The sequence below is a fragment of the Paracoccus spongiarum genome, assembly GCF_030732095.1.
Taxonomy (GTDB): domain Bacteria; phylum Pseudomonadota; class Alphaproteobacteria; order Rhodobacterales; family Rhodobacteraceae; genus Paracoccus; species Paracoccus spongiarum.
In genome coordinates this window covers 137763-163853 of record NZ_JAVAMQ010000007.1, presented here as the reverse complement: position 1 = coordinate 163853, position 26091 = coordinate 137763, and the positions used below count along the sequence as shown (strand labels likewise).

Here is a 26091-nt window from a genome sequence, read left to right as displayed (position 1 = left end):
CGCGGACTATCGTTCGGGTATCGGGCGGCGGCAGGGCCCGCTATGTCCGGCGTGAAATATCGCTTGCGTCGGCGCAGGATTCTCGCGATATATCTGATGAGACATATCCGGACGATCATCCATGCGCCATCTGATGCTGGCCTTTGCCGGCGTTGCATTCACCGCCAGCGGCGTGGCGGCCGGCGAGGTGACGGTCTTTGCCGCCGCCAGCCTGACCGACGCGCTGGACAGCGTGGCCGTGGCCTGGACCAAGCAGACGGGCCACAGCGCCGTGCTCTCCTTCGCCGGCTCGTCGGTGCTGGCCAAGCAGATCCGGCAGTTGGCGCCCGCCGACATCTTCATCTCGGCCAGCGCCGAATGGATGGACGAACTGGAGGCGTCGGGCAGCCTGCGCGAGGGAACCCGGCGCGACCTGCTGGGCAACCGGCTGGTGCTGGTCGCCCATGGCAACGCCGCGCCGGTCACCATCGACGCCAGCCTTGATCTGGTCGCGATGCTGGGCGGCGGCAGGCTGTCGATGGCCATGGTCGACAGCGTCCCGGCCGGCATCTACGGCAAGCAGGCCCTGTCCCGCCTTGGTCTGTGGGAATCGGTGGCGCCGATGGTCGCGCAATCCGACAATGTGCGCGCGGCCCTGGCCTTCGTGGCGCGCAACGAGGCGCCCTTGGGGATCGTCTATGCGACCGATGCCGCCGTTCAGGATGATGTTACGGTCATCGGCAGCTTTCCCGCCGACAGCCATGACCCGATCACCTATCCCGCCGCGATCACCGCGCAATCCGACAGCGATCTGGCGCAGGGGTTTCTGGATTACCTGTCCTCGCAGCCCGCGCGCGCGATCTGGCGCGAGTTCGGCTTTGTCGTGCCGCAATGATCGACGCGCTGACCGGCTGGCTGGGGCCCGCCGAGTGGCAGGCGGTGCGGCTGTCGCTTCGGGTGGGCGTCGTGGCAACGCTGGCCAGCCTGCCCCTGGGCATCCTTGTCGCCTATGCGCTGGCGCGGTGGACCTTTCCCGGCAAGCAGCTTCTTAACGGGCTGGTCCACCTGCCGCTGATCCTGCCGCCGGTGGTCACCGGCTATCTGCTGCTGATCGGGTTCGGCCGCCGTGGCGCGGTCGGGCAATGGCTCGAGGCATGGTTCGGAATCGTGCTGTCCTTTCGCTGGACCGGGGCCGTGCTGGCGGCCGCGATCATGGCCTTCCCGCTGATGGTCCGGGCGATCCGCCTGGCCATCGAGGCGGTCGATCCCCGGCTTGAACAGGCCGCCGCGACCCTGGGCGCGCGGCCCCCGATGGTGTTCCTGACGGTGACGCTGCCGCTGATCCTTCCGGGGGTGATCGCCGGCGCGATCCTCGCCTTCGCCAAGGCGATCGGAGAATTCGGGGCGACGATCACCTTCGTGTCGAACATTCCCGGCCAGACGCAGACGGTGCCCTCGGCAATCTACGCGCTGCTTCAGGCGCCGGGTGGCGAGGCCGCGGCATCGCGCCTGGTGATGATTGCCATCGCGATCGCGATGACGGCCCTGCTGTTGTCGGAACATCTGGCCCGCCGCGCCGCCCGAAGGGTCGCGGGCGCATGACGCTGCGGGTTCGGCTGTCGCATCGTCTCGGCGACTTTGCGCTGGATGCGGCCTTCGAGGCGCCGCCGGGCCTGACCGTCCTTTACGGCCCCTCGGGGTCCGGCAAGACCAGCGTGGTCAATGCGGTGGCGGGCCTGCTGCGCCCCGACAGCGGCCGGATCGCGGTCGACGACTGGGTGCTTCTGGACAGCGCCGCGCGGCTGTGCCTGCCCCCCCACCGTCGTCGCCTCGGCTATGTCTTTCAGGAAGGCCGGCTGTTTCCGCATCTGTCGGTGCGCCAGAACCTGCGTTACGGGCGCTGGTTCGCGCCACGGGCCGCGCGCGGCCCCGACATGGCGCGCGTCGTCGAGATGCTCGGCATCGGGCCCCTGCTGGACCGCCGCCCCGGTGCCCTGTCGGGGGGCGAGAAAAGCCGCGTGGCGATCGGGCGTGCGTTGCTGGCGGCACCGCGCCTGATCCTGGCCGACGAGCCGCTGGCGGCGCTGGACGAGGCGCGCAAGGCCGAGATTCTTCCCTATTTCGAACGTCTGCGCGACGAGGGCGGCGTGCCGATCCTCTATGTCAGCCATGCCAGCGCCGAGGTCGCGCGCCTGGCCACCACCGTCGTCGCGCTGCGCGCCGGCCGGATCGCGGCGGTCGGACCGCCGTCGCAGGTGCTGGGCGATCCCCGAGCGGTCGGGGTCGAGACGGCGTCGATCCTGTCGGCGCGGGTGGCGGGGCAGGACGCAGACGGCCTCACGCGGCTGCTCACGCCGGGCGGGCCGGTCTTCGTCGCGCGCCTCGCTGCACCGCCTGGCACGGAACTGCGCCTGCGCATCGGCTCGGGCAACGTCATCCTGTCGGGCGCGCGTCCGGAGGGGATTTCGGCGTTGAACATCCTGACGGGTCGGATCACCGCCATCGTGCCCGAGGACGGCCCGAACGCGCAGGTCACGCTGGCCCTCGGGCCGGATCGGCTGACCGCCCGGATCACCCGCCGGTCGCTGTCGCAGATGGGTCTCGCCGAAGGGCAAGGCTGCCATGCGATCCTGAAGTCGGTCGCCGTGGCCCCCGGCGATCTGGGGCTTGCCTCGGACCAGCCGGGCCACCCGCGGTGAGGGGGCGGGGCGTAATGCGTGCCGCCATGGTCCGTGCGGTGTCGTGCGCCGCCGCTGCGGCTGCGGAGGCGTGTCACGCCGTCAGGACGTTCCGCGTCTCGCCCGGCTGGAAGCTCTGGCCCGCCGCCAGAGCCGTCGCGGGCCCCGATCTGGCGGCCGAACAGGCGCAGCACGTAATGCTGCCCCAAGACGCGCGGATCGCCCAGCGGCACGTTGGACCGGCACTTGTCGCGCCCGATCCGCAGCGCCAGCTGCACGCTGAACCCCGGCACATTGCCCGGCCGGATCGAACGCCCCGCCTGCCCGCCGCCGAGAAGTCTCGGACGCCCAAGATCCGGCGATGTTCCGGGTGTCGGCGACATCGCCGACGGTCAGACCGTTCCCGCCGGCCGGTCATGGCCCGCGACGCGGTTGGCCCGCAGACTCGCCAGGCCCAGTGGCGAGATCCGGCCCACCAGCCTCACCGCCCGCCGCGCCATGGGCAGATGCCCGCCCTGTTCATTTGCCAGTTCAAGGCCCGGCGCCACGCGGCCGGTGATTGGCCCGTCCGCAGCAGCTCCGAAATCCCCGGATCGCCGGCGTCGGCGCGACCAAATCGCCGGCGGGTGCCTCATCGACCCGCATCAGCGGAATTCGTGTCGGCAGGATCGGCGCGGAGATCCGCGTCGCGAGATGGGCCGGAGACAGGTCCAGCATGACGGCTGAAATCGGCAAACGCGCCGCGAGAGGCTTGTCCGGGACGCCGGGCCGGGTCATTTCAGACCCTTGTCGGCCAGCCCGATGCTGACAGCCGTCGCCAGCACGGAGGTCAGCATCCCGCGGCGAGGGCGACCCTCTCCCCGGTGCCTCGATTGGCGGGGTCCGGGTCCGGGCTGGCAGGCGACCAGCCGGCAGGTCATTGCAGCGGGCAACAGCGTCATGACGGGAACACGGTCTCGTCCAGGAGTTCGTCCCGCAGGCGGCGATGCGGCTGTCGTCGGCGCGGCTTGCGGCGCTGTTCGAGGGGCCTGACTGGCGACTTGGCCGAGCGGACCGGGCATCGCGTCCACTGATAGCGCGGTGAGCGGTCTGATGCACGGGACGTCCGCGTCTTTGCTCGCCCGAACAGCATCAGCGTGGTCCACCCAAGGGCATGGATGCCGACGCTCTCAGCCGCGCGAACGCTGGCCTGAAGGCCCGTCTCGCCGAGGTGCAGGCGGCGCTGATGGAGGTTCTGGAGGCCGACCGCCGGCTTGAAGGCATCTTGCCTGCAGCACGGTGCGAGCGCTTCGGCAAGCGGTCCGAGACGCTGTCGCCCGACCACTGCGCTCTGCCGCTCGCGGATGCCGACCTGGCTCCCAGGCGTCCTGGAGGCCGCACAGGAGCAGGCCGAAGGCGCGCTGCACCGGACGCAAGGGGACGAACCGCGCAAGCCCGCACGCAGCCGCTTCTCGTGGTAGATGTGGAACAGGCGCTTGTGGTTCACCACATGCTCCTCACGCCGCGGATGCAGGTTCAGCCGACGGCAACCGAAGCCAGGTGCCGTGACGCCGCCCGGTGAGATCCTTGCGGGCGGGCCATCCGCGATCCGTGCGCCTGGGACCGTTCATCGGGGCATCGGATGGCCCAACGTCACGATTCCGGGCGACACCATCACCGCGGCGAAGCTGATCGACTGCTGCCTGGCCACGGATGCAGTCGGAACTGCGAAATCCACCATCGGCGAAAGCGGTGCCCGGACGCTCAACGATAGCGCGCCCTGGCGCCCGGGACGTTTCTGCGCATGCCCGCGCGGCGACCGGGACCATGGGCAACGCAAGGTCAAGGCCGGCGGCCGCAACGCCCGCCGCAGCACCCTGCCGCTGCGGGGCTGAGGGGCCGCGGGGGCGCGGGCTGATCCTTGCGGGCCTTGCGGAGGCGCTGCTTGCCGCGAGCGGGCCTCGTGTCATGGCGGCCGGGCAGCTTTGTGCGACCTCTGAGGCCGGGAAGGAATGCGAGAGAAGCGCACAGGCCCCTGGCCGCAGATGACCCGCTGGCCGAAATCGCGGCGATGCTTGCCGAGGGCGATCCCGAGATGTCCCACGCTGCGGTTGTGGCCTGTCAGCGCAGACCCGCCAACCCCGGCGCGGTACGGCAGCGCGTCGCGATCATGGGGACGCGGGTGCATGATCCGGCGACATCCGACAGCAGCGGGTCGCCGTTCAGCCAGCCGAACCCTTCGGCGGTGCGTCGCTCTTGTCAGGCCGGGCCGATCCGGGATCGGCTTCGGCGCAACAGGCATTGCAATGCCTGCCTGGATCCGCCTGCCGATCCGGGAACGGCCGACCGTTGTCGATGCGCCTTGCCAGAAGATCGCCGCCATCGCAGCGGTGACGACATTCCCGGCGCCTGGGTGGATGATCGGGGCGGCGGGTCCGGCGCGGATGCAGTGGCCTCTCGGATCCGACTGGACGATCTGCCCTGACGGGACGCGCTTGCGGACCTTTGCAGCCTCGCAGCTCCGCAGGCGAGACGCCCCGAGCCTTCCCAGAAGCTGATCGCGTCACCCGCCGAAGGATGGTATATGGCCCCTCTGGCATCCGAAAGCGTTTCGGATCACCCGGCGGAAGGAACGATGGCAACTCTCAAGGATGTCGCGAAGGCGGCGGGTCTTTCGGTCACTCAGGTCAGCCGTGCGCTGAACGGTCATTCCGACGTCAATCCCGACACGCGAGAGCGGGTCAAGGCGGTGGCCCGCACGCTGCGCTACCAGCCGAACCTGTCGGCGCGCAAGCTGGTGTCCGGACGCTCGGGCATGGTGGGGCTGGTGGTGCCGCAGGCCCCCGACCTCGCCTCGGACGGGCTGTTCATGGAGGTGGTGGCCGGGCTGTCGACCCAGTTTTCGGCGCGTGGGATGCAGTTCGTCCTGCATGTCGCCCGTCAGGACGAGCCGATCCTGCCGGTCTATCAGCGTCTCATCGGTCACGGGGCCTTGGATGGCTTCGTGCTGACCGATCCGCAGGAGGATGATCCCCGCGCCGCCCTGCTGGCCGGCGAGGGCATCCCGTTCGTCGTCCATGGCAGGATCGGGTCCGAGCCCCGGCACGCCTATTTCGACATTGATAACGAATGCATTTTCTTCGACCTGGCCGGTCACCTCATCGGCCTTGGCCATCGCCGTATCGCCTTGCTCAACGGCGTTCCGGGCCGCACCTACGTCACCGCCCGGCGGACCGGTTTCCTGCGGGCGATGGCGGGTGCGGGTCTCGATCCCGACGGCGCGATCATCCGCAATGGCGAGATGACCGAGGCGCTGGGCCTTGTTTCGGTGGTCGACCTGTTCGCCCCCGGTGCGGCGGCGCCGACGGCGATCATCTGCGGCAATACCCGCGTGGCAAAGGGCGTCTATCATGCCGCCAATGCGCTTGGGCTGGCGATCCCGGGGGATGTTTCGGTGATCGCGCATGACGATCACCTGGCCACCCTGAAAAGTGCCGCGTTTTTCCCGGCTCTCAGCGTGTCGGACGCGCCGCTGCGCGACAGTTGGCAGCCGCTGGCGGGCTGCCTTGCCGCCAGTCTCGACGGCGCGCCGCTGAAGCAGGCACAGATCGTCGGACCCCATCGCATGATCCTGCGCGATTCCACCGCCGCTCCGCGCGTCTGATCCCCGAAACCAACCGAATCGTTGACAGGAAGGCAATGTTTGCGCTAAATCACCCGAAACGTTTCGGATAGTGCCTCGCGGCGCGCATCGGTCCGGGCGGGGAGATTGCGCGGGCCGTGTCGGCATCGCGCCTTGGGGGGAGGAGAGGCCAACATGAAGATCAACGGCATAAGGTCGGGGCTGTCGGCGCTGGCCATACTGGCCGCGACAAGCGCACCGGCCGCCTGGGCGGAAGAGCTGTCCTATGTCAGCGGCGCGGTCGGCAACGCCATCGAGAACTTCAAGAAGACCGTGAAGCCCTGGGAGGACGCGACCGGCCATACCGTCACCATTGTGCCGATGCCCGCCTCGACCTCGGACCAGTTCGCGCAATACCGGCTGTGGCTGGCGGCCGGCACCGCCGATATCGACCTCTACCAGACCGACGTGATCTGGGCGCCGCAGCTTGCCGATCACTTTGTCGATCTGACCGAGGCGGCCAAGGACCTGATTCCGCAGCATTTCGAGTCGGTGATCGCCAGCCAGACCGTCGATGGCAAGCTGGTCGCGCTGCCGCTGTTCACCGATGCCCCCGCGCTGTATTACCGCAGCGACCTGCTGGAAAAGCACGGCAAGGCGGTCCCCGAGACATGGGCGGACCTGACCCGCGTGGCCCAGGAGATCCAGGAGGCCGAACGCGCCGAGGGCAATGCCGACCTGTGGGGCTATGTGTGGCAGGGCAACGCCTATGAGGGGTTGACCTGCAATGCGCTGGAATGGGTGAAATCCGCCGGCGGCGGGCAGATCGTCGAGCCCGACGGCACCATCTCGATCAACAACGAGAACGCAGTCAGGGCGCTGGAGGTCGCCAAGGAATGGGTTGGGACGATCAGCCCCCCGGGCGTGATGTCCTATATGGAGGAAGAGGCGCGTGGCGTCTGGCAAACCGGTAACGCCGTGTTCATGCGCAACTGGCCCTATGCCTTCTCGCTGTCGAACGGCGATGACAGCGCGGTGAAGGGCAAGTTCGACGTGGCGCCGCTGCCGTCGGGCGGCGAGGGATCGGCGGCCACGCTTGGCGGCTGGAACGTCGCGGTGTCGAAATACTCGACCAAGCAGGAGGCCGCGATCAGCCTTGCGCTGTATCTCGCGGGGATCGAGGGGCAGAAGGCCACCGCCCTGAACAACAGCAACCTGCCCACGATCACCGCGCTTTTCGACGACCCCGAGATCGCCCAGCAGGTGCCGCTGATCCCGCGCTGGAAGCCGGTGTTCGAACAGGCCGTCCCGCGCCCCTCGGCGCCGACCAAGGGCAAGTACAACGAGGTGTCGGCACGGTTCTGGTCGGCGGTCCACCAGACCCTGTCGGGCGATGGCAGCGCGGCCGAGAATCTCGAACTGCTGGAACTGGACCTCGACGACCTGAAGGGGTCGGGCTGGTAGTCCAGCCGGCTGCCGCCGGGTCGGGCGTTCCTCGCGCCCGCCCCGCCACAGGCCCGGTCGGGCCCGCACGAGGAGTTCCCACATGACGACACCATCCCTGGGCCGCGCCGCCGGTCCCAGCCTGCAGCAGCGCAGGCAGAAGGCGGCCTTCTGGTTCCTTGCGCCGATGCTGATCGCGCTGTTCTGCGTGGCCGCATGGCCGCTGCTGCGCACGATCTGGTTTTCCTTCACCGATGCCACGCTGTCGAACCTGTATGACGCGAAGTGGATCGGCTTCGACAACTATCTTCAGGTGCGCACGCTGTCCTCGGGGCGCACGGTCCTTCGCGGCACCCTGGTCGATCCGGCCTGGTGGAACGCGGTCTGGAACACGGTGCGCTTCTCGCTGGTCTCGGTCGCGTTCGAGACCGTCTTCGGCCTGATCGTCGCGCTGGTCATGAACGCGCAGTTCCGGGGCCGCGCGCTGGTCCGGGCCGCGATCCTGATCCCCTGGGCGATCCCCACGATCGTCTCGGCGAAGATGTGGGGCTGGATGCTGAATGACCAGTTCGGGATCATCAACGATATCCTGCTGAACCTCGGGATCATCAGCCAGAAGATCGCCTGGACCGCGAACATCGAGACGGCGATGACCGCCGTGCTGATCGTGGACATCTGGAAGACCACGCCCTTCATGGCGCTGCTGATCCTGGCCGGACTGCAGATGGTGCCGCGCGATATCTACGAGGCGGCGCGCATCGACGGGGTGCATCCGGTGAAGGTGTTCTTCAGGGTGACGCTGCCGCTGATCAAGCCGGCGCTGATGGTCGCGGTGATCTTCCGCATCCTCGACGCGCTGCGGATCTTCGATCTGGTCTATGTGCTGACGCCGAACTCGGCGGCGACCAAGACGATGTCGGTCATCAGCCGCGAGAACATGATCGACTTCGACAAGTTCGCCTACGGGGCCGCCCAGTCGACCCTGCTGTTCGCCATCATCGCCGTGTTCGTCAGCCTCTACATCTGGCTGGGCCGCGTCGACCTGTCGGGGGACCGTTCGTGATGCAGGCCAACGCGCTTCTGAAATCCATCGCCTTTTACGCGCTTGTGGCGGTGATCGTGGTCTTTTCGGTGTTCCCGTTCTACTACGCGATCGTCACCAGCTTCTCGACCGGCACGGCGCTGTTCCAGGTCAACTACTGGCCCAAGGTGTTCGACTGGTCCAACTACCAGGCCGTGCTGAGCAGCCGCAACTTTCCGCGCTCGATCCTGAATTCGGTGCTGATCGCAGGCTGCACGGTGGGCTTTGCCCTGTTCCTGGCCGTCACCGCCTCCTACGCGCTGGCCCGGCTGCGGTTCCGGGGCCGGGGACTATTGCTGCTGACCATCCTCGCCGTGTCGATGTTTCCGCAGATCGCCGTGCTGGCCGGCCTGTTCGAGCTGATCCGCTTTCTGGGCATCTTCAACACCCCCTGGGCGCTGATCCTCAGCTACACGATCTTCACGCTGCCCTTCACGGTCTGGGTGCTGACCACCTTCATGCGCGACCTGCCCGTCGAGATCGAGGAGGCCGCGATCGTGGATGGCGCGACGCCCTGGGTCATCATCACCCGCGTCTTCCTGCCGCTGCTGTGGCCGGCGCTGGTGACGACGGGGCTGCTGGCCTTCATCGGGGCGTGGAACGAATTCCTGTTCGCGCTGACCTTCACCAGCTCCGAGACGATGCGGACGGTGCCGGTGGCCATCGCGCTGCTGTCGGGCGCCTCGCAACAGGAAATCCCGTGGGGTCCGATCATGGCGGCCTCGGTCATCGTGACGGTGCCGCTGATCGGCCTCGTTCTCATCTTCCAACGCAAGATCGTGGCGGGGCTGACCGCTGGCGGTGTGAAAGGCTGAACCCATGGCGAAGATCGAACTGAAGAACGTCACCAAATCCTATGGCGCCGTCAACGTCATCAAGGGCATCGACCTGGAAATCCGCAAGGGCGAGTTCATGGTATTCGTCGGCCCCTCGGGCTGCGGCAAGTCCACGCTGCTGCGGCTGGTCTCGGGGCTCGAGGACATCACCAGCGGCGACATGCTGTTCGACGGGGAACGGGTGAACAGCCTCGTGCCTTCGGACCGGGGCATCGCGATGGTGTTCCAGAGCTATGCGCTGTACCCCCACATGAAGGTCTATGACAACATGGCCTTCGGCATGAAGCTGGCCAAGGCCGACAAGGCCGAGACCGACCGGCGGGTGCGCGACGCGGCGCGCCTGCTGCAGATCGACCACCTGCTGGACCGGCTGCCCAAGCAGCTGTCGGGCGGCCAGCGGCAGCGGGTGGCCATCGGCCGCGCGATCGTCCGCGACCCGCGGGTGTTCCTGTTCGACGAGCCCCTGTCCAACCTGGATGCCGCGCTGCGCGTGCAGACGCGGCTGGAGATCGCCAGGCTGCATCATTCGATGGATGACACCACGATGATCTACGTCACCCACGACCAGGTCGAGGCGATGACACTGGCCGACCGCATCGCGGTGCTGCGCGATGGCCGGCTGGAGCAGGTCGGCACCCCGGCGGAGCTTTACGAGAACCCGAATTCCATCTTCGTCGCAGGCTTCATCGGCAGCCCCAAGATGAACTTCCTGACCGGGGATTTTGCCCGCGACAAGGGCTGCGCCACGCTTGGCGCGCGCCCCGAACATATCGAGCTGTCACCCGATGGCAGCGGCGAGTGGCAGGGCGAGGTGGTCCATGCCGAGGATCTGGGATCGGACAACTTCCTCTTCGTCGACATCGGTGCGGATGAACCCGTGGTGGTGCGCCAGCCGGGCAAGCTGGCGATCCCCTATGGCAGCCGCATCAGCCTGCAGCCGCAGGCCGGGCAGTTGCACCGCTTTGACGATCAGGGTCGGCCGATCCGCTGATCCGGCGGCCCTCTAACCCGACATGTCACACCTGCGGCGCGTCCGCGGCACGATCAAGGAGAAGACATGACCATCCGCGTCACCGTGTGGAATGAAAACGTCCACGAGCAGAAGAACAGGCTGGTGGCCTCGGTCTATCCCGAGGGCATCCACGGCACGATCGCCGAGGCGCTGAACGAGGATCCTGCGATCCGCGCCACCACCGCCACGCTGCAAGAGCCCGAGCATGGCCTGACCGACGACCGCCTTGCACAGACCGATGTGCTGTTCTGGTGGGGCCATTGCGCGCATGGCGAGGTCGCCGACCATGTGGTCGATCGGGTCTGCAACGCCGTGTGGTCCGGGATGGGTCTCGTGTTCCTGCATTCGGCGCATTTCTCGAAGCCGTTCAAGCGGCTGATGGGCAGCCCCTGCAACCTCACCTGGCGCGAGGCCGGCGAACGCGAGCGGCTGTGGATCACCGCGCCCAACCACCCGATCACCGCGGGACTTTCGGGCCATTTCGAACTGGAGCACGAGGAAATGTATGGCGAACCCTTCGGCGTGCCCGAACCGTTGGAGACGGTGTTTGTCAGCTGGTTCGCTGGCGGCGAGGTGTTCCGCTCGGGGCTGACCTACAGGCGAGGGGCTGGAAACATTTTCTATTTCCGCCCGGGTCACGAGACCTACCCGACCTATTTCGACGCCAATGTGCGGCGCGTCATGGTCAATGCGGCGCATTGGGCGGCCAATCCCGCCGCGCGCATCGCCGACCCCTCGGCCGCGCCCAACGTGCCCGTCCACGAGGCGCTGGAGCCGATCGAAGAGCGCGGCCCGCGTCTGCACGAGGCGGGCGAGGCGGGGTACCGCTGATGACGCCGGTTCGCATCGTGGTCCTTGGCACCGGCGGCATGGCCCAGCACCACGCCCGCGGCTTTGCCGAGATCCCCGGCGTCGAGGTGGTCGCCGGCGTCGATACCCGGCCGGCCCAACTGAGCGCCTTCTGCGAGGCGCATGGCATCCCCAACAGCTTCACCTCGCTGGACGAAGCCCTGCTGTGGGGCCAGTTCGACGCGGTGACGAACGTCACGCCGGATGCGGTCCATTACCCCACCACCATGCCGCTTCTGGAACGGGGCAAGCATGTCCTGTGCGAAAAGCCGCTGGCGACCTCGGCCGCCGATGCCGACCGGATGGCCGCCGCAGCACAGGCGGCGGGCGTGGTGAACATGGTGAACCTGTCCTACCGCAACGTGCCCGCGCTGCAGCAGGCGGCACGGATGGTCCGGTCGGGGCAGATCGGCACGGTGCGGCATTTCGAGGCGTCCTACCTGCAAAGCTGGCTGACCCAGCCGGCATGGGGCGACTGGAGGACCGAAAGCCAGTGGCTGTGGCGGCTGTCCACGATGCATGGGTCCAAGGGCGTGCTGGGCGATGTGGGCATCCACATCCTCGATTTCGCGACCTTCATCGCGGCGCAGAACGCGCGCGAGGTCTCGTGCCGGCTGGCGACCTTCGAAAAGGCGCCGGAGGGGCGCGTCGGCGACTATCTGCTGGACGCCAATGACAGCGTGACCATGCAGCTTCTGCTGGAGAACGGCACCATCGGCACGGTCGCCGCGACGCGCTTTGCCAGCGGCCATCTGAACGATCTGCGGCTGCGCATCTATGGTGATCTGGGTGGGCTGGAAGTCACCTTCGAGCGTCAGCAAAGCATGTTGCGCGCCTGCCTTGCGCCCGATCTGCAGACGGCCGAATGGCGCGAGGTCGACTGCCCGCCGGTCGTGCCGATCTATCAGCGTTTCATCGATGCGATCCGCGGCGAGGGGCCGCCGGACCCCGACTTCGCCCGCGGCGCATCGCTTCAGCATCTGCTGGACCGCGCCGAGGATTCGGCACTTCAGGCCGGCATCAGCCTCGCCGTCTGAAGCGCCGAGGCGGCGCCTGTCCTCCCGGGCGCCGCCACAAACCCCGGCACGGGCGGCTCAGCCGGTCCTGGCGGACAGCGCCTCGCGGCGCCACGCCTCGGGCGTCATGCCCACCCGTTCGCCAAAGACGCGGATCAGGTGCGAGGCATCGCAGAACCCGGTCTCGGCGGCGATCTGGGTGACGGTGCGATCCGGGCGGCCCAGCAGCAGCCGCACCTGCGCCAGCCGGATCCGCAGGAACGCCTCGGACGGCGCCATGCCAAGCGAGGTCGAGAAATGCCGTTCCAGCTTGCGCCGGCTGACCTGAAGCCGGGCCGCGATCTCGGCCACGCAGGGCGGCGCATCCATGCTCTGTTGCAGCATCAGAAGGGCGCGCCGCACCAGCGGATCGTCGGTCTTCAGTTCCAGCGGCAGGCCGGGCTGCGGATCGTCGGCGGCCATCGCCTCGTCGATGATCATGATGTGCAGGCTTTTCTGCGCGGCGGCCCTGCCGATATGGCGGTCCACCAGGAAGGCCGCCAGATGCGCCGAACTGGCGCCGCCCGAACAGGTCAGCCGGTCGCGATCCACCACGAAGATGCGGTCCGACACCGGGTTCAGCCCGTCGAACTGTTCCAGGAAATCGTCGTGGTGAAACCAGCTGACGCAGCAGCGATAGCCGTTCATCAGCCCGGCGCGGTGCAGGATGAATGCGCCGGTGCAGACCCCCACCAGCGGCACCCCGGCCTGTGCGGCGCGGTGCAGGAACGCGGCATAGTCGGGCGACAGCCGCTCGATCTCGTCGATCAGGCCGCCGATCACGACGATATAGTCGAACCGCGTCGGGTCGCCCGGCTTCTCGTCGGGCGTGACGGCGATGCCGCAACTGGACCGGACCGGATCTGCCGAGGTCGCCAGCACCCGCCATGAACAGCGGATCGGCCGCGACCGGTCGCCCTCGTCGGCGGCCAGCCGCAGCACATCGACGAAATTGGCAAAGGCCGACAGCGTGAAGCGCCGCGCCAGCAAGAAGCCGACGCGCAGGCGCGGGGCAGGATCGGAGGATTCGTCGCGCATGGCGCAAAGGTAACATGCGTCTGGCGCAGAAATCCAGTCCTCGACCGGCAGGATCTGTCATTCATGCGCCATCACAAAGAACCCGCCGAGGTAGGTGTCATGACCCATTTTTCCGCCATGTCGCTGCTGAAGAACGCGCTGACCGGCCACAAGGGCTGGCGCGAACAGTGGCCCGACAGCCAACCCAAGCAGGAATATGACGTGGTGATCGTCGGGGCCGGCGGGCACGGGCTGGGCGCGGCCTATTACCTTGCCAAGGAACACGGCATCACCAATGTCGCGGTGATCGACAAGGGTTGGCTGGGCGGCGGCAATACCGGTCGCAACACCACCATCATCCGGTCGAACTATCTGTATGATGAAAGCGCGCGGCTGTTCGATCACGCGCTGGACCTGTGGGACAACCTCAGCCAAGAGCTGAACTACAACGTCATGTATTCCAAGCGCGGCGTGATGATGCTGGCGCATAATGTCCCTGACGTGCAGTCCTTCCAGCGCCATATCCACGCCAACCGGCTGAACGGCGTCGACAACCGCTGGCTCAGCAAGGAAGAGGCCAAGGCCTTCTGCCCGCCGCTGAACATCAGCCCCGATGCCCGCTATCCGGTGATGGGGGCGGCACTGCAGATGCGGGCCGGCACGGCGCGGCACGACGCCGTGGCCTGGGGCTATGCCCGGGCGGCGGCGGCGCGGGGCGTGGACATCATCCAGAACTGCCCGGTGACGGCGATCCGGCGGGGACCGGACGGCGCGGTGATCGGGGTCGATACCGCCAAGGGGTTCATCCGGGCGAAGAAGGTCGCGGTCTCGGCCGCCGGCCATACCAGCGTGGTGATGGACAGCGCCGGCGTGCGGATGCCGCTGGAGAGCTATCCCCTTCAGGCGCTGGTCAGCGAGCCGGTGAAGCCGATCTTCCCCTGCGTGGTCATGTCGAACACCGTCCACGCCTATATCAGCCAGTCCGACAAGGGCGAATTGGTGATCGGATCGGGCACCGACCAGTATACCAGCTACAGCCAGCGCGGCGGCCTGCCGCTGATCGAACACACCGTCGCCGCCATCTGCGAGGTGTTCCCGATCTTCACCCGGATGCGGATGCTGCGCAAATGGGGCGGCATCGTCGATGTCACGCCCGACCGCAGCGCGATCCTGGGCAAGACTCCGGTCAAGGGTCTCTACGTCAATTGCGGCTGGGGCACCGGCGGCTTCAAGGCGACCCCGGGCGCGGCGCACACCCTCGCCTGGACCGTCGCCAAGGACGAGCCGCATCCGATCAACGCTCCCTTCACGTTGGAGCGTTTCACCACCGGCCGTCTGATCGACGAAGCCGCCGCCGCCGCCGTCGCGCACTGAGGAGCCACGCACATGCTGCTGATCCACTGCCCCTACTGCGAGGAAACCCTGCCCGAACTGGAATTCGCCTATGCGGGCGAGGCCCATATCGCACGGCCCGCCGATCCCTCGGCGCTGTCCGACGAGGAGTGGCGCGATTTCCTGTTCATCCGCACCAATGCGCGCGGGCCGCATTTCGAACGCTGGCGCCATATCCATGGCTGCGCGCAATTCTTCAACGCGGTGCGCGACACGGTCAGCGACCGGTTCCTGATGACCTACAAGGCGGGCGCGCCCCGTCCCGACCTCAGCCCGAAGGAGGACGCAGAATGAGCCGTTATCGCATCGCCGGACGCGGCCGCGTCGATCATGGCGCGCCGATCAGCTTTACCTTCGATGGCAAGACCTATCCGGGCCTGCGTGGCGATACCGTCGCCTCGGCGCTGCTGGCCAACGGCGTGCATCTGATGGGCCGGTCGTTCAAGTATCACCGCCCGCGCGGCGCCGTCACCGCAGGCTCCGAGGAACCGAACGCGCTGATCGGCACCTCGCGCGGCCCCGGCCGGTTCGAGCCGAACACGCGCGCCACCGTGCAGGAACTGCGCAAGGGGCTGGTCACGGAAAGCCAGAACAAATGGCCGCGCCTGTCCTTCGACATCGGCGCGATCAACGACCGCGCCTACATGCTGTTCTCGGCCGGGTTCTACTACAAGACCTTCATGTGGCCGAAATCCTTCTGGGACAAGGTCTACGAGCCCTTCATCCGCAGCGCCGCCGGTCTGGGCAAATCGCCCACCGAGGCCGATCCCGACCGCTATGCCGCGCGCTACCTGCACACCGACCTGCTGATCGTGGGCGGCGGCGCGGCGGGCATCGCGGCGGCGCTGGTGGCGGCGAAATCCGGTGCCCGTGTCGTGCTGGTCGACGAGAACCCGGAACTGGGCGGCGCGCTGCTGTCTGACCCGGGTGTGACGGTCGAGGGGCAGCCGGCATGGGCATGGCTTGATGCCAGCCTGGCCGAGTTGCGCGCCCACGGCGTCAGGCTGATGACCCGCACCACGGCCATCGGCTATTACCACCAGAACTTCGTGGGCCTGTGCGAACGGCTGACCGATCACCTCGACACGCCGCCCGCCAACGCGCCGCGTGAACGGATGTGGCGTGTGCGGGCCGATCAGGTCGTGCTGGCGCAGGGTGCGCTGGAAAAGCCGCTGGTCTTCGATGGCAACGACCGCCCCGGCGTCATGCTGGCGGGCGCGGCGCAGACCTATCTGAACCGCTATGGCGTGCGGGTGGGCGACAACCCCGCGGTGCTGACCAGCCATGACAGCGCCTGGTACGCCGCGTTCGACCTGGCCGATGCGGGCAGCCGCATCGCCGCCATCATCGACACGCGCAGCGAGATCCGGGCGGACCTGCTGGATGCGGCGAGACAGCGCGGCATCCGGGTGCTGCAAGGCCACACCGCGACCGGCACCAAGGGCCGCCTGCGCATCGCATCGGTGCGCGTCAACCCGCTGCGGGGCGGCACGGTCGGCGCGGGCCGCGAGATCGCCTGCGACGCGCTGCTGATGTCGGGCGGATGGACGCCGTCGCTGCATCTGTTCTCGCACACCAAGGGCTCGCTGGCCTGGGATGCCGACAGCAACACCTTCCTGCCCGACCGCAAGACCGAAGCCTGTCAGATCGCCGGCGCAGGGCGCGGCTTGTGGGGCTATGCCCCGGTCCTGGCCGACGGCGTCGCCGCCGGTCTGGCCGCCGTCGCCGCGCTGTCGCGCAGCGCCGGGGCGCGGCAGTTCGCGGTCGCGAATGATCGCCCGGGCAGCGGCGTCAGCCACACGGAACTGCCCACCGACCGCAGCCCGGGCAAGGCCAAGGCCTTCGTCGATTTCCAGAACGACGTGACCGCCAAGGACCTGCGGCTGGCCGTGCGCGAAGGCATGCGCTCGATCGAGCATGTCAAGCGCTATACCACCAACGGCATGGCCACCGATCAGGGCAAGATGTCCAACATCAACGGGCTGATGATCGCCGCCGATGCGCTGGCCAAGGCGCCGCCGCAGGTCGGGCTGACGACCTTCCGGCCACCCTACACGCCGACCAGCTTTGGCGCTTTCGCCGGCTATCTGCGCGGGCAGACCTTCCAGCTGACCCGCAAGACGCCCATCGACCCCTGGGCCGAGGCGCAGGGTGCAGTCTTCGAACCGGTCGCGCAATGGCGCCGGGCCTGGTATTTCCCGAAACCCGGCGAGGACATGCACGCCGCCGTCGCGCGCGAATGCCTGGCCACCCGTGCCTCGGTCGGCATCTTCGACGCCTCGACGCTTGGCAAGATCGAGGTCGCCGGACCGGACGCGGTCGAGTTCATGAACCGCATGTACACCAACCCCTGGACCAAGCTGGCGCCGGGTCGCTGTCGCTATGGGCTGTTGCTGGGCGAGGACGGCTTCATCCGCGACGATGGCGTCATCGGCCGGCTTGCGAACGACCTGTTCCATGTCACCACCACCACCGGCGGCGCCGCACGGGTGCTGAACATGATGGAGGACTACCTCCAGACCGAATGGCCCGATCTGAATGTCTGGCTGACCTCGACCACCGAGCAATGGGCGACCGTGGCGCTGAACGGCCCGAACGCCCTCGCTGTCCTGAAACCGCTTGTCGAAGGGCTGGACTGGGACGATTTTCCGCACATGTCGGTGGCCGAATGCACCGTCGCGGGGTTGCCCGCGCGGCTGTTCCGGCTGTCCTTCACCGGCGAGGTCGGGTTCGAGGTGAACGTGCCCGCCCGCCACGGGCTGGCGCTGTGGACGGCGCTGATGGATGCCGGCAAGCCCCACGACATCTGCCCCTATGGCACCGAGACGATGCACGTCCTGCGCGCCGAAAAGGGCTATATCATCGTCGGCCAGGACACCGATGGCACGGTCACGCCGCAGGATGCGGGGCTGGACTGGGCGATCGGCAAGGCCAAGCCCGATTTCGTGGGCAAGCGGTCGCTGTCGCGACCCGACATCGTCGCCGGGGGCCGCAAGCAGCTGGTCGGCTTGCTGACCGAGGATGGCAGCCGGCTTGAGGAAGGCGCACAGATCGTCCTGGACCCGAACCAGCCTTTGCCGATGAAGATGGTCGGCCATGTCACCTCGTCCTACGATTCGGCCAGCCTCGGCCATCCCATCGCGATGGCGGTGATCGAGGGCGGCCATGACCGGATGGGCGAGGTGGTGCATGTCCCCATGCCCGACGGGGTGAAACGCGCGAGGATCACATCGACGGTGTTCTATGACCCGTCCGGCGACCGGCTGAAAGCGTAAGGAGAACGCGATGACGACGCAGAAACACGATTTTTCCGCCGCGCTGCAGATCGAGGAACTGGCCCCGTCCGCCCGCCTGTCGCTGCGCGTCCGGCCGCAGCATCGCGCCCAGCTGGCCCGCGCCCTGGGTCTGGATCTGCCGGTGCGGATCGGCGACAGAACCGCCGCCGACGGGCGCGAGGCGCTGTGCCTCGGCCCCGACGAATGGCTGATCCTCGCCCCCGAAGCCTCGGCGCTGACCGCCGCCGCCGCCGCGATATACGCAACCGCGCCCCACAGCCTGACCGAGATCAGCGACCGCGAGATCACGCTGCGCCTGTCGGGTGCCTCGGTCCTGGACCTGCTGGCCACCGGCTGCCCGCGCGACATCGCGGCGCTGGCCGAGGGACGCGGCTGCCGAACCGTCTTCGACAGCGCGACGGTGACGATCTGGCGCGACGGCCCGACGGCGTTCCGCATGGATGTCTGGCGCAGCTTCCTGCCCCATGTCCGCAACCTGATGGCGCTGGCCGAGGCCGAACTGGCCGCCGGCCTCTGACCCCCCTCTCATCTCACGGAGTTCCCCGATGCTTGACACGAAGACCCCCACCCTGTCCGACGACGCCATCGCGGCCGCCATCAGCCGCGAACTGGGGCGCCAGCAGGACCAGATCGAACTGATCGCCTCGGAAAACATCGTCAGCCGCGACGTGCTGGCCGCGCAGGGCTCGGTCCTGACGAACAAATATGCCGAAGGCTATCCGGGCAAGCGATACTATGGCGGCTGCGAATTCATGGACGAGGTCGAGGACATCGCCCGCGACCGTCTGAAGCAGCTGTTCGGCGCGGCGCATGTGAACGTCCAGCCGCATTCGGGTGCGCAGGCAAACCAGGCGGTGTTCCTGGCGCTGCTGAACCCCGGCGACAAGATCATGGGCCTGTCGCTGGCCCATGGCGGCCATCTGACGCATGGCTCGCCGGTCACCATGTCGGGCAAGTGGTTCGAGGTCGTGTCCTACGAGGTCGAGGAGGACAGCCAGCTGATCGACATGGCCAAGGTCCGCGACAAGGCCCTGGCCGAGCGCCCGAAACTGATCGTCGCCGGCGCCAGCGCCTATCCGCGCCAGATCGACTTTGCCGCCTTCCGCGCCATCGCGGACGAGGTCGGCGCATATCTGATGGTCGACATGGCCCATTACGCGGGGCTGATCGCCGCCGGGCAGTATCCCGACCCGATCCCGCACGCCCATGTCACCACCTCGACCACGCACAAGACGCTGCGCGGCCCGCGCGGCGGCATCATCCTGACCAATGACGAGGCGCTGGCGAAAAGGCTGAACTCGGCGGTGTTCCCCGGCAACCAGGGGGGGCCGCTCATGCATGTGATCGCCGCCAAGGCGGTGGCCTTCGGAGAGGCGCTGCGCCCCGAATTCGGCGACTATGCCCGGCATGTCATCGCCAATGCCCGCGCGCTGGCCGACACGCTGACCGAGGGCGGCGTCGGCATCGTCTCGGGCGGCACCGACTGCCACATGGTGCTGTGCGACCTGCGCCCGCTTGGCGTCACCGGCAAGACCGCCGAGATCGCGCTGGAGCGGGCGGGACTGACCTGCAACAAGAACGCGATCCCCTTCGACCCCGAAAAGCCGTTCGTGACATCCGGCATCCGTCTGGGCAGCTCGGCAGGCACCACCCGCGGCTTCGGCGAGACCGAGTTCCGCCAGATCGGCACGATGATCCTGCGCGTGTTGCGGGCTCTGGCCGCCAATCCCCAGGGTGATGCCGAAACCGAGGCCGCGACCCGCGCCGAGGTCAAGGCGCTGTGCGACCGCTTTCCGATCTACGGGGCCTGACGCCCGAATCAGCCGGGCAGGGGGCGCGATCGCAGGCTCGATCGGCCCCCGCCCGTGGACTTGGCGAGCCGCGATTGTCCCCGGTCGCCGCCCTTCAGTAGCTGATCCTGGCCAGACGGCGCAGTTCGTCCGCGGTGGTCGAGGGGTAGCCGAAGAACTCCAGATAGGCGGGGATCTGCTCGAACAGCATGTCTGTGCCGATCTGCGTCCGGCAGCCCCGCGCCGCGGCGGCGGCCAGGAAGGCGGTTTCCTCACGCTTCATCACGACCTCGCCGACGAAGGTCTCGGGCGACAGCCGCTCGACCGGCAGCGGCATCGGGTCGCCCTCGGCCATGCCCATCGGCGTTGCGTTGACCACGATGTCGAAGCCCGCGGGATCGTTGCTGCCGGTCTCGACGGCCAGGTCCGGGCAAGCCGCGCGGAGGCTGGCCGCAAGCCGCTCGGCCGAGGCCGCGTTGATGTCGTAAAGCGCAAGCCGCGCCGCCCCGGCCCCCGCCAGCGAGGCCGCGATCGCCGAGCCGACGCCGCCGGTGCCGACCACCAGCGCCGAGGCGCCGGCGACTGTCCGGCCCTTGCGGATCAGCCCGCGCGAGAATCCCTCGCCGTCGAACATGTCGCCGATCAGCCGCCCCTCGGCATCGCGCCGCACCGCATTGCAGGCCCCGCAGATGCGCACCGCCGGGCTGACCTCGTCCAGCAGCGGGACCACGCTGACCTTGTGGGGCATGGTGATCAGCGCGCCGGCGAAATTGCGCAGCCGGGCGACCAGCGGCAGGAAGGCCGGGAAATCCTCGACCTCGCAGCCCATCGGCACGACCACCGCGTCGATGCCGCGATCCTCGAAATAGGGGTTGTAGATCATCGGCGCCTTGAAGCTTTCGGTGGGCACGCCGATATGGGCGATCAGTCGGGTATGGCCGGAAATCATGGTTGTTCGTCCCTGACAGTTAGGCGCGCGGCATGTCCTTGGCGCGCAGAAGCCGTTTCAGCGCGGCGATGCGGAACGGCGCGTTGCTGGCGCCATAGCCGTCATAGCCGCCGCGCCGCTCGACGATCTCGAAGAACAGCCCGCCGGCCAGCGGACGGCCGTAGAACTGGAAGAACTCGGCCTCGCCCTCGGTCTCGTAGAGGATGTTCCAGCGCCGCAAGCGGGCGATTGTCGCCTCGTCGAGGCCGTGGCGGGCGCGCAGGTCGTCATAGTAGTTGTCGGGAATTTCCAGCGGCTCGAACCCCGCGCCGGCCATCGCCTCGGCGCTCGCAAAGATGTCGCGGCTGGCCAGCGCGATGTGCTGGACCGCGCTGCCCATGCTGTCGGCCAGGAACCCCCCGGCCAAGGTCCGGTGCGACTGCGCCCCGTTCAGGGTGATCCGGGTGCCGCCATCAGGGCTTGCGATCGCCTGGCTGCGCACCAGCCCGTCGGGATCGGCCACGTCCAGCATCGGCCTGCGCTGCATGTCGAAGATGGCGCTGTAGAACAGCGTCCAGCTGAGCATCTCGTCATAGCCCATCGTCTCGGCCAGGTGATCCACGCGGAACAGGCCGAAATCGGGCTCGGGCGCGCCGGTCGGCTGGAACTCGACCTTCCACACGGCATCCAGCCCGCTTTTCTCGTCGATGAAATGCAGGATCGAGCCGCCGACGCCGCGGATCGCCGGGATGGTCATTTCCTGCGGGCCAAGCGGCTGGCTGAACAGCGTGGCATCGAGGGCGGTGGCGCGGGCCACGGTGTTCGCGGCGTCCTCGACCCTCAGGCCGATGTCGCAGACCCCGGTGCCGTGGTTCAGAAAGAAGCTGTGGGCAAAGCCGGTCTGCTCGGTGTTCACCAGGATGCGCACAGCCCCCTGCCTCCAGACGCTGACCGCCTTGTTGCGATGCAGGCTGTCGCGGTGAAAACCCATCCGGGCCAGCGCCGTTTCCAGTTCGGGCGCGCCGGCGGGATCTGTGGCGAATTCGATGAACTCGACACCGCGCACCGCGATGTTGGCCGGGATCGCGGGCAGGTCTACGGCCAGCGACGGCTCGGCCCGGCGCACCTGATCCATCAGCCAGATCAGCGAGCGGTGGCCGTCGCGCGCGATGCCTGTGGGGCTGCCGCCGCGAAACTGGTCGTTGAAGATCTCCAGCGACAGCGGCCCGGCATAGCCCGTCGCCGCGACCGCGCGCATGAAATCCACCACCGGCAGGTCGCCCTCGCCGGGCATGTTCCGGAAATGGCGCGACCAGTACAGCAGGTCCATGTCGATCTGCGGCGCGTCGGCCAGCTGCACGAAGAAGATGCGGTCGCCGGGGATACGGCGGATCGTGTCGGGGTCGATCCGGCGCGACAGGCTGTGAAAGCTGTCGAGGATCAGGCCCAGCGCGGGGTGGTCGGCGCGGCGCACGATCTCCCAGGCGTCGCGGTGGTCATTGACGTGCCGCCCCCAGGCCAGCGCCTCGTAACCCAGCCGCAGACCCCGGTCCGCGGCGATCCCGGCCAGTTCGGCCAGGTCGTCGGCGGCCCGGTCGATGCCGCCCAGGGCCTGCGGATGCACCGACGAACAGATCAGCATCAGGTCTGCGCCAAGTTCGGCCATCAGGTCGAACTTGTGGCGGGCGCGGTCGAAGGCGCGCGCCCGCAGCGGGCCGGGCAGCCCCTCGAAGTCGCGAAAGGGCTGGAACAGCATCACCTGCAACCCGTGGTCGCGGATCATCTGGCCGACCTCGCGCGGGCTGGCGGCATCCTGCAGGAAATCCTGCTCGAAGATCTCCAGCCCGTCGAAACCGGCGGCGGCGATGGCCGCCAGCTTCTCGCGCAGGTTGCCGGCGATCGAGACGGTCGCGATCGAGGTTTTCATGTCCCGCCCCTTCCCTAGGCGCCCGAACCCGGCGCGTTGTGGTCGCCGCCGCTGGCCGGCAGGCCGGCCTTGTTGCGCCAGCGTTTCCAGATCGGCGTCTGGCTGACGAAGATCATCACCACCATGGCCAGCAGCACCAGCGACAGGGGGCTGGTCAGCATGCCCTTGAACAGGCTGACGAGGCTGCCCTGATCCGAAATGATCGCCCGGCGCCAGTTCTCGTCCAGAAGCCGCGACAGGATCACACCCAGGATCACAGGTCCCAGCTGGTAGCCATAGGACTTCATGAAGTAGCCCAGCACCCCGAAGGCCAGCATCCAGTAGACATCGGTGATCGCGTTGTTGACCGCATAGGCGCCGACAATCGACAGCAGCAGGATCAGGGGGATCAGCACCGTGCGCGGCATCTCGACGATCTTGGTGAACAGGCGGATGCCGGTCAGGCCGAAGATCAGCATGAAGATGTTGGCCAGGGCCAGTGCGCCGGTGATGAACCAGAACATCTGCGGCTGGTCGATCATCAGCATCGGGCCAGGGTTGAGACCATGAATATACAGGGCGCCGATCATGATCGCAGTCACTGCGTCGCCCGGAATGCCGAGGGTCAGCATCGGGATGAAGGCCCCGCCGACGGCCGCGTTGTTGGCGGTCTCCGGCGCGACCAGACCTTCCTTGGCGCCCTGTCCGAAGGGCACCTCGGGGTTCTTTGTCACGCGCTTGGCGTGGTCATAGGCCATCAGCGCCGCGATGTCGCCGCCGGTGCCCGGCAGGGCGCCGATGATGACGCCGATCGACGATGTCTGCAGCGACAGCGGCAGGTATTTGCGGACCGAGGCAAAGCTGGGCACGATCCGGCTGATCGTCTGCTTCACGGCGGTCTTGTCGACATGGTGCAGCTGGGCCAGCGCCTCGGAGACGCCGAACATGCCGATCATCACCGCGATGAAGCTGATCCCGCCCCACAGCTGGGTGAAGCCGAAGGTGAACCGTTCCTCTGCGGTCAGCGGGTCCATGCCCACGGTGCCGATCAGCAGGCCCATAGCGCCGGCGAAGATGCCCTTGACCAGGCTTTCGCCCGACAGCGACCCGACCAGAAGGATGCCCAGCACGGCCAGCAGCATGAAGTCGCGCGGCTGGAAGGTCAGGGCGAAGTCGCTGACGGTGGGTGCGGCCAGCGCCAGCACCGCGATGCCGATCAGTCCGCCCACGAAGGACATGACGGTGGAAATGCCGATCGCCTCGCCGGCCAGGCCCTTCTGGGCCAGCGGATAGCCGTCCATCGCCGTCGCGATGGCCGAGGGCGCGCCGGGAATGTTCAGCAGGATCGCGGTGCGCGAGCCGCCATACACGCCGCCCATGAAGATGCCGACCATCAGGCACAGCGCCGGATAGACATCCCAGGTGAAGGTGAAGCCGATCAGGATCGACACCGCCATCGTCACCGACAGGCCCGGAATGGCCCCGACATAGACGCCGGCAAAGGTGCCCGCCGCGACAAGGAACAGCAGCTTGATGTCAAGCCAGGGGGTCAGGAAATAGCCAAGCGCCTCCATCACTCCGCTCCTCCGAACATCCGGCCGATGGCCGCCAGGATCTCGGCTTCCGGGACGATCCCCGCCGGCATCAGGACGGTGAACACCAGGCGGAACACCACATAGACCAGCAGCAGCGCCACCAGCGAGACGGTCAGCGCATAGGCGATGCCGCCGCGCCGCAGGTAGATGATCGACAGCGCCAGGAACAGCAGCGAGGTCGGCAGGAAGCCAAGCGGCACCAGCAGCACCGCGTAGCCGGCGACGAACAGCATCATCACGATCACCGCCGGCGGCAGGATGTCGCGGATGAAGCGGGTGCCGTCACGCCGAGAGTTGCGGACATTGTCCAGCAGGATAAGGCCGGAACTGACCACCATCGCCAGCGCCACCGCCATCGGCAACGCTCCGGGCGAGCTGAGCGATTCGAAGCCCGAGATGGCGTACGCCGCGACCAGCAGCACGAGGCTGAGGACGAACATTCCGCCATTGAACGCAATCTCGCCTGCGCTGCGCATACGCTTGTCGTGCATGACCGATTCCTCCCTGTGATGCGGTGTCATGCCGCCCCGGCTGGCGGGCCGGGGCGGCGTTGGGTCAGGGCCGCGGGATGCCGAATTCCTCGGGCGAGGCCTTCGCAAGGCCCGCGTCCTGGATCAGCCACGAGGTGACCGACTGCCAGTTTGCCAGGAAATCCTGCGCAGGCTGTCCCGACAGGCTTTCGATGACGAAGCCCCGATCGGCCATCAGCTTGATGAAGTCGTCGCTTTTCGCGCCCTCGGCATAGGCCGCGGTCAGCTTGGCCACCACGTCCTCGGGGGTGCCGTTCTTCACGAAGACGCCGAAGAACGGGCCCCAGGGCAGGTAGTCGGCATATTCGGGGTTGGTCTCGCCCAGCGCCGGCACGTCCGGCAGCGCCTCGGAGGCCGCGTTGTCGACCAGGGCGATCGCCTTCATCCGGCCGCCCTTGATGCCCTCGATCGCCGCGCCGAGCACGGCGGGCATCACGTCGACGGCGCCCCCCTGAAGCGCGGTCAGCGCCGGGCCGTCGCCGTCATAGGGAACCTCGGTCACCTGCAGGTCGGTCTTGGACTTCAGCATCGCCGTCACCACCGATGCCAGACCGCCCGGGCCGGTCGAGCCGAACTTCACCGCGTTGGGATTGGCCTGGATATGGGCAACCATCTCGGCGAAGGTGTTGAAGGGCGCGTCGTTGTTGGCCACCAGGATCGGCACGCCACGGGCCAGGATGTTGATCGGGGTGAATTCCGAATAGTCGATGTCGCCCAGCCCCATCACCTTGTAGAGCAGCGGGTTCTCGGCGCCCATCAGCAGGGTGTAGCCGTCGGGCTTCTGGGCATAGACGAATTTCGTGGCGATGGCGCCGACGCCGCCGGTCATGTTCTTCATCACGACCTTGCCGCCCAGAACCTCTTCGGCATGGGGGGTGACGGTGCGCATCACGGTGTCGGTCGAGCCGCCGGCACCCCACTGGATGATGCCCTGGATTTCCTTGGCGGGATAATCCTGCGCGATCGCCAGGCTGCCGGTCAGGGCCGTGGTCAGCGCGAAGGCGGTCGTGAATTTCACGATGATCTTGTTCATGATGTCCTCCCTGCCGCGGGCGATTCCCGCGGCCTCCATGCGTCACATCATCACGTCGAGGCGCCTTTAC

The 26091-nt window shown here is 67.8% G+C and carries 25 protein-coding genes; 18 read left to right on the top strand and 7 right to left on the bottom strand.

The features are described 5' to 3' along the window. The first annotated feature begins 121 nt into the window (after positions 1-121). Genes modA through modC form a run of 3 tightly spaced genes read left to right on the top strand, consistent with a single transcriptional unit; the run spans position 122 to position 2678 of the window. On the top strand, positions 122-874 hold the full coding sequence (gene modA, locus Q5Y72_RS09870; RefSeq protein WP_305963242.1) for a molybdate ABC transporter substrate-binding protein: 753 nt from the start codon (positions 122-124) through the stop codon (positions 872-874). Then, positions 871-1581, top strand: coding sequence for a molybdate ABC transporter permease subunit (modB, locus tag Q5Y72_RS09865; protein WP_305963241.1), 711 nt, complete (start codon positions 871-873; stop codon positions 1579-1581). The genes modA and modB overlap by 4 nt, the downstream gene beginning before the upstream one ends. Beyond that, positions 1578-2678 (top strand): molybdenum ABC transporter ATP-binding protein, encoded by a 1101-nt coding sequence (gene modC / locus Q5Y72_RS09860; RefSeq protein WP_305963240.1) that lies wholly within the window; start codon positions 1578-1580, stop codon positions 2676-2678. The genes modB and modC overlap by 4 nt, the downstream gene beginning before the upstream one ends. Positions 2679-3188: 510 nt before the next feature. Here the strand turns inward: modC and Q5Y72_RS09855 are convergent. Next, positions 3189-3374 (bottom strand): hypothetical protein, encoded by a 186-nt coding sequence (locus tag Q5Y72_RS09855; RefSeq protein WP_305963239.1) that lies wholly within the window; start codon positions 3372-3374, stop codon positions 3189-3191. A 436-nt stretch (positions 3375-3810) separates the two neighbouring features. Between Q5Y72_RS09855 and Q5Y72_RS09850 the strand changes: the two genes are divergently transcribed. From Q5Y72_RS09850 to Q5Y72_RS09805, 10 genes are all read left to right on the top strand, one after another. Further along, on the top strand, positions 3811-4218 hold the full coding sequence (locus Q5Y72_RS09850; protein WP_305963238.1) for a hypothetical protein: 408 nt from the start codon (positions 3811-3813) through the stop codon (positions 4216-4218). Next, entirely contained in the window at positions 4202-4531 is a 330-nt protein-coding gene (locus tag Q5Y72_RS09845; protein WP_305963237.1) for a hypothetical protein, read from the top strand. Before Q5Y72_RS09850 ends, Q5Y72_RS09845 begins: the two co-directional genes overlap by 17 nt. Before the next feature lie 176 nt (positions 4532-4707). Continuing rightward, a complete protein-coding gene (locus tag Q5Y72_RS09840; protein WP_305963236.1) occupies positions 4708-5121 on the top strand; it encodes a hypothetical protein in 414 nt (137 codons plus the stop codon). A gap of 150 nt (positions 5122-5271) precedes the next feature. After that, positions 5272-6300, top strand: a complete 1029-nt coding sequence (locus tag Q5Y72_RS09835; RefSeq protein ID WP_305963235.1) for a substrate-binding domain-containing protein — start codon at positions 5272-5274, stop codon at positions 6298-6300. Positions 6301-6453: 153 nt separating this feature from the next. After that, positions 6454-7722, top strand: a complete 1269-nt coding sequence (locus Q5Y72_RS09830) for an ABC transporter substrate-binding protein (RefSeq protein WP_305963234.1) — start codon at positions 6454-6456, stop codon at positions 7720-7722. Between the two features lie 82 nt (positions 7723-7804). Continuing rightward, positions 7805-8764: a carbohydrate ABC transporter permease gene (locus tag Q5Y72_RS09825; RefSeq protein WP_305963233.1), complete on the top strand. Its 960-nt coding sequence runs from the start codon at positions 7805-7807 to the stop codon at positions 8762-8764. After that, positions 8764-9597 (top strand): carbohydrate ABC transporter permease, encoded by an 834-nt coding sequence (locus Q5Y72_RS09820; protein WP_305963232.1) that lies wholly within the window; start codon positions 8764-8766, stop codon positions 9595-9597. Before Q5Y72_RS09825 ends, Q5Y72_RS09820 begins: the two co-directional genes overlap by 1 nt. 4 nt (positions 9598-9601) lie before the next feature. After that, complete coding sequence (locus Q5Y72_RS09815) at positions 9602-10609, top strand: ABC transporter ATP-binding protein (protein ID WP_305963231.1); 1008 nt, start codon at positions 9602-9604, stop codon at positions 10607-10609. Between the two features lie 66 nt (positions 10610-10675). Continuing rightward, positions 10676-11461, top strand: a complete 786-nt coding sequence (locus Q5Y72_RS09810) for a ThuA domain-containing protein (protein WP_305963230.1) — start codon at positions 10676-10678, stop codon at positions 11459-11461. Next, on the top strand, positions 11461-12516 hold the full coding sequence (locus tag Q5Y72_RS09805; protein WP_305963229.1) for a Gfo/Idh/MocA family protein: 1056 nt from the start codon (positions 11461-11463) through the stop codon (positions 12514-12516). Before Q5Y72_RS09810 ends, Q5Y72_RS09805 begins: the two co-directional genes overlap by 1 nt. A gap of 57 nt (positions 12517-12573) precedes the next feature. On the opposite strand, the gene Q5Y72_RS09800 is transcribed toward Q5Y72_RS09805, so the two are convergent. Continuing rightward, positions 12574-13572: a GlxA family transcriptional regulator gene (locus tag Q5Y72_RS09800; protein ID WP_305963228.1), complete on the bottom strand. Its 999-nt coding sequence runs from the start codon at positions 13570-13572 to the stop codon at positions 12574-12576. A gap of 99 nt (positions 13573-13671) precedes the next feature. On the opposite strand from Q5Y72_RS09800, the gene Q5Y72_RS09795 reads away from it, so the two are divergent. Genes Q5Y72_RS09795 through glyA form a run of 5 tightly spaced genes read left to right on the top strand, consistent with a single transcriptional unit; the run spans position 13672 to position 20050 of the window. Beyond that, positions 13672-14925, top strand: coding sequence for a sarcosine oxidase subunit beta family protein (locus Q5Y72_RS09795; RefSeq protein ID WP_305963227.1), 1254 nt, complete (start codon positions 13672-13674; stop codon positions 14923-14925). Between the two features lie 12 nt (positions 14926-14937). After that, positions 14938-15237: a sarcosine oxidase subunit delta gene (locus tag Q5Y72_RS09790; RefSeq protein ID WP_305963226.1), complete on the top strand. Its 300-nt coding sequence runs from the start codon at positions 14938-14940 to the stop codon at positions 15235-15237. Then, positions 15234-18218 carry a sarcosine oxidase subunit alpha gene (locus Q5Y72_RS09785; RefSeq protein WP_305963225.1) on the top strand — a complete coding sequence of 995 codons (2985 nt, stop codon included), beginning with the start codon at positions 15234-15236 and terminating at the stop codon, positions 18216-18218. The genes Q5Y72_RS09790 and Q5Y72_RS09785 overlap by 4 nt, the downstream gene beginning before the upstream one ends. 10 nt (positions 18219-18228) lie before the next feature. Further along, entirely contained in the window at positions 18229-18756 is a 528-nt protein-coding gene (locus Q5Y72_RS09780) for a sarcosine oxidase subunit gamma (RefSeq protein ID WP_305963224.1), read from the top strand. 28 nt (positions 18757-18784) lie between these two features. Continuing rightward, complete coding sequence (gene glyA, locus Q5Y72_RS09775) at positions 18785-20050, top strand: serine hydroxymethyltransferase (protein ID WP_305963223.1); 1266 nt, start codon at positions 18785-18787, stop codon at positions 20048-20050. A gap of 94 nt (positions 20051-20144) precedes the next feature. On the opposite strand, the gene Q5Y72_RS09770 is transcribed toward glyA, so the two are convergent. The 5 genes from Q5Y72_RS09770 to Q5Y72_RS09750 all read right to left on the bottom strand — a co-directional run bounded on the left by Q5Y72_RS09770 (position 20145) and on the right by Q5Y72_RS09750 (position 26021). Beyond that, complete coding sequence (locus Q5Y72_RS09770; RefSeq protein ID WP_305963222.1) at positions 20145-20978, bottom strand: shikimate dehydrogenase family protein; 834 nt, start codon at positions 20976-20978, stop codon at positions 20145-20147. 19 nt (positions 20979-20997) lie between these two features. Further along, positions 20998-22884, bottom strand: coding sequence for a bifunctional sugar phosphate isomerase/epimerase/4-hydroxyphenylpyruvate dioxygenase family protein (locus Q5Y72_RS09765; RefSeq protein WP_305963221.1), 1887 nt, complete (start codon positions 22882-22884; stop codon positions 20998-21000). A gap of 14 nt (positions 22885-22898) precedes the next feature. Then, complete coding sequence (locus Q5Y72_RS09760) at positions 22899-24437, bottom strand: tripartite tricarboxylate transporter permease (RefSeq protein ID WP_305963220.1); 1539 nt, start codon at positions 24435-24437, stop codon at positions 22899-22901. Then, a complete protein-coding gene (locus Q5Y72_RS09755) occupies positions 24437-24949 on the bottom strand; it encodes a tripartite tricarboxylate transporter TctB family protein (protein WP_305963219.1) in 513 nt (170 codons plus the stop codon). The genes Q5Y72_RS09760 and Q5Y72_RS09755 overlap by 1 nt, the downstream gene beginning before the upstream one ends. A gap of 64 nt (positions 24950-25013) precedes the next feature. Continuing rightward, positions 25014-26021: a Bug family tripartite tricarboxylate transporter substrate binding protein gene (locus Q5Y72_RS09750; RefSeq protein WP_305963218.1), complete on the bottom strand. Its 1008-nt coding sequence runs from the start codon at positions 26019-26021 to the stop codon at positions 25014-25016. Between the last annotated feature and the right edge of the window lie 70 nt (positions 26022-26091).

Bases quoted from the DNA above. Each gene is read 5' to 3' on its own strand.
- modA (WP_305963242.1), top strand. From the start codon at position 122: ATGCGCCATCTGATGCTGGCCTTTGCCGGCGTTGCATTCACCGCCAGC.
- modB (WP_305963241.1), top strand. From the start codon at position 871: ATGATCGACGCGCTGACCGGCTGGCTGGGGCCCGCCGAGTGGCAGGCG.
- modC (WP_305963240.1), top strand. From the start codon at position 1,578: ATGACGCTGCGGGTTCGGCTGTCGCATCGTCTCGGCGACTTTGCGCTG.
- Q5Y72_RS09855 (WP_305963239.1), bottom strand. From the start codon at position 3,374: ATGCTGGACCTGTCTCCGGCCCATCTCGCGACGCGGATCTCCGCGCCG.
- Q5Y72_RS09850 (WP_305963238.1), top strand. From the start codon at position 3,811: ATGGATGCCGACGCTCTCAGCCGCGCGAACGCTGGCCTGAAGGCCCGT.
- Q5Y72_RS09840 (WP_305963236.1), top strand. From the start codon at position 4,708: ATGCTTGCCGAGGGCGATCCCGAGATGTCCCACGCTGCGGTTGTGGCC.
- Q5Y72_RS09835 (WP_305963235.1), top strand. From the start codon at position 5,272: ATGGCAACTCTCAAGGATGTCGCGAAGGCGGCGGGTCTTTCGGTCACT.
- Q5Y72_RS09830 (WP_305963234.1), top strand. From the start codon at position 6,454: ATGAAGATCAACGGCATAAGGTCGGGGCTGTCGGCGCTGGCCATACTG.
- Q5Y72_RS09825 (WP_305963233.1), top strand. From the start codon at position 7,805: ATGACGACACCATCCCTGGGCCGCGCCGCCGGTCCCAGCCTGCAGCAG.
- Q5Y72_RS09820 (WP_305963232.1), top strand. From the start codon at position 8,764: ATGCAGGCCAACGCGCTTCTGAAATCCATCGCCTTTTACGCGCTTGTG.
- Q5Y72_RS09815 (WP_305963231.1), top strand. From the start codon at position 9,602: ATGGCGAAGATCGAACTGAAGAACGTCACCAAATCCTATGGCGCCGTC.
- Q5Y72_RS09810 (WP_305963230.1), top strand. From the start codon at position 10,676: ATGACCATCCGCGTCACCGTGTGGAATGAAAACGTCCACGAGCAGAAG.
- Q5Y72_RS09805 (WP_305963229.1), top strand. From the start codon at position 11,461: ATGACGCCGGTTCGCATCGTGGTCCTTGGCACCGGCGGCATGGCCCAG.
- Q5Y72_RS09800 (WP_305963228.1), bottom strand. From the start codon at position 13,572: ATGCGCGACGAATCCTCCGATCCTGCCCCGCGCCTGCGCGTCGGCTTC.
- Q5Y72_RS09795 (WP_305963227.1), top strand. From the start codon at position 13,672: ATGACCCATTTTTCCGCCATGTCGCTGCTGAAGAACGCGCTGACCGGC.
- Q5Y72_RS09790 (WP_305963226.1), top strand. From the start codon at position 14,938: ATGCTGCTGATCCACTGCCCCTACTGCGAGGAAACCCTGCCCGAACTG.
- Q5Y72_RS09785 (WP_305963225.1), top strand. From the start codon at position 15,234: ATGAGCCGTTATCGCATCGCCGGACGCGGCCGCGTCGATCATGGCGCG.
- Q5Y72_RS09780 (WP_305963224.1), top strand. From the start codon at position 18,229: ATGACGACGCAGAAACACGATTTTTCCGCCGCGCTGCAGATCGAGGAA.
- glyA (WP_305963223.1), top strand. From the start codon at position 18,785: ATGCTTGACACGAAGACCCCCACCCTGTCCGACGACGCCATCGCGGCC.
- Q5Y72_RS09770 (WP_305963222.1), bottom strand. From the start codon at position 20,978: ATGATTTCCGGCCATACCCGACTGATCGCCCATATCGGCGTGCCCACC.
- Q5Y72_RS09765 (WP_305963221.1), bottom strand. From the start codon at position 22,884: ATGAAAACCTCGATCGCGACCGTCTCGATCGCCGGCAACCTGCGCGAG.
- Q5Y72_RS09760 (WP_305963220.1), bottom strand. From the start codon at position 24,437: ATGGAGGCGCTTGGCTATTTCCTGACCCCCTGGCTTGACATCAAGCTG.
- Q5Y72_RS09755 (WP_305963219.1), bottom strand. From the start codon at position 24,949: ATGCACGACAAGCGTATGCGCAGCGCAGGCGAGATTGCGTTCAATGGC.
- Q5Y72_RS09750 (WP_305963218.1), bottom strand. From the start codon at position 26,021: ATGAACAAGATCATCGTGAAATTCACGACCGCCTTCGCGCTGACCACG.